Origin of the sequence: Coleofasciculus sp. FACHB-712, assembly GCF_014695635.1 — a bacterium.
Lineage (GTDB): Bacteria > Cyanobacteriota > Cyanobacteriia > Cyanobacteriales > FACHB-T130 > FACHB-T130.
Window position 1 is genome coordinate 1 of sequence record NZ_JACJOQ010000262.1, and the last position, 1693, is coordinate 1693.

Sequence of the window (1693 nt, forward strand, 5' to 3'; positions counted from 1 at the left end):
TCGAGGTGCAATTTTGCTATGGCTCCCGTGGCAAGCCAGCATTAGCTGGAACGCACGGAGAAAGTAACCTTCGGTTTAATTTATCTCACTCTCAAGATATCTGCCTGTATGCACTAACACGCGATCGCCAGATCGGTGTCGATGTTGAATACATTCGTTCGGTTGCCGAAGTTGAAACGATCGCTAAACGATTCTTTTCGGCGCGAGAAAATGCCGTTTTGCGTGCCTTGCCTGCACATCAGAAGCAGCAAGCATTTTTAAACGCCTGGACTCGCAAAGAAGCTTATCTAAAAGCAATTGGAGAAGGGCTGGCTCGACCTCTGGATCAAATTGAGGTAACGCTGGCTCCAGGGGAACCAGCGATGTTGCTGAGCATTGAAGGCGATCGCTTTCAATGCGATCGCTGGTCACTCCAAGAATTGAAACCGGAACTCGACTACGTAGCCGCTCTTGCTGTGGAAGGAACTGGCACTTGCACCCGCTGCTGGCAATGGGATGCTAGCAATGGTTAGATAAAAACGACTAAATGCTGAGGGTAGGTAGTCGGTGAAAATTCTCACCCCTCCCCCCTGCTTCCTTTCTAATCGGGTGAAAGTCCCTTCGATGCTAGCCATTCCCGATTAAACAGCCGCGACTGATAACGAGCGCCGCTATCGCAGAGGATGGTCACAATCGTATGACCTGGCCCCATCTGCTTGGCGAGTTCTACGGCTGCTCCCACATTAATTCCTGTGGAGCCACCCAGAAACAGTCCTTCCTCTCTTAAAAGTCTGTAGACAACCCGTACCGCTTCGGTATCATCAATTTGGATAGCATCGTCTATCGGTACACCTTCCATATTGGCAGTGACGCGGCTATTGCCAATTCCTTCTGTGATTGAGTTGCCCTCACTCTTCGTTTCACCCGTCTTGATATAACTGTAGAGGGCGCTGCCCATCGGGTCTGCTAAGACGGTTTTAACAGCAGGATTTTTTTCTTTCAGGTACATCGCTACACCCGCTAAGGTGCCGCCAGTCCCCGTGGCTGTAACCCAAGCATTCACTTTACCGTCCGTTTGTTCCCAGATTTCTTTTGCGGTAGTTTCGTAGTGCGCTTGTCGATTGGCTAAATTATCAAATTGATTCGCCCAAATCGTGTTTTCCATCTCAGACGCAATTTTGCCGGAGAGCCTGACATAGTTGTTGGGGTTGCTGTAAGGTACAGCTGGAACGGGACGAACTTCTGCGCCCAGCGTCCTCAAAGCATCCATCTTTTCCTGAGACTGGGTATCTGGGATGATAATCAGGCATTTGTAGCCCTTGGCGTTGCAAATATGAGCTAAACCGATGCCGGTGTTCCCGGCGGTTCCCTCAACAACTGTACCGCCAGGTTTGAGCAAACCTTTTTTTTCGGCGTCTTCAATGATATAAAGTGCTGCCCGGTCTTTCACAGAACCGCCTGGATTGAGAAATTCTGCTTTTCCCAGAATTTCACAACCTGTTTCATCGCTGAAGTTGTTTAAGCGGATGAGCGGTGTGTTGCCAACTGTCTCTACAAAACCCTTTTTGATATCCATTCTGAAATTACCTAAGTTCTTCCCTATAAAAATTTTGGCGTATCGCGGTAGTCCGACTCGACTTTTACCAAACTTTAGTCATATTGAGGGAAAATCCAGGCAAAACGCGATCGCCACTTACCGTGTCGGGATTGTCTA

General features: G+C 48.8%; 2 protein-coding genes. One reads left to right on the top strand and one right to left on the bottom strand.

Annotated elements, in window-relative coordinates; translation table 11 throughout:
• On the top strand, positions 1 to 512 hold a 512-nt coding region (locus tag H6F50_RS07390; protein WP_190428000.1), incomplete at its 5' end, for a 4'-phosphopantetheinyl transferase superfamily protein.
• Positions 513 to 580: 68 nt separating this feature from the next.
• Here the strand turns inward: H6F50_RS07390 and H6F50_RS07395 are convergent.
• Complete coding sequence (locus H6F50_RS07395) at positions 581 to 1555, bottom strand: cysteine synthase A (protein ID WP_190428002.1); 975 nt, start codon at positions 1553 to 1555, stop codon at positions 581 to 583.
• Between the last annotated feature and the right edge of the window lie 138 nt (positions 1556 to 1693).

Coding starts and splice junctions, on each gene's coding strand:
- H6F50_RS07395 (WP_190428002.1), bottom strand. CDS start 1,555: ATGGATATCAAAAAGGGTTTTGTAGAGACAGTTGGCAACACACCGCTC.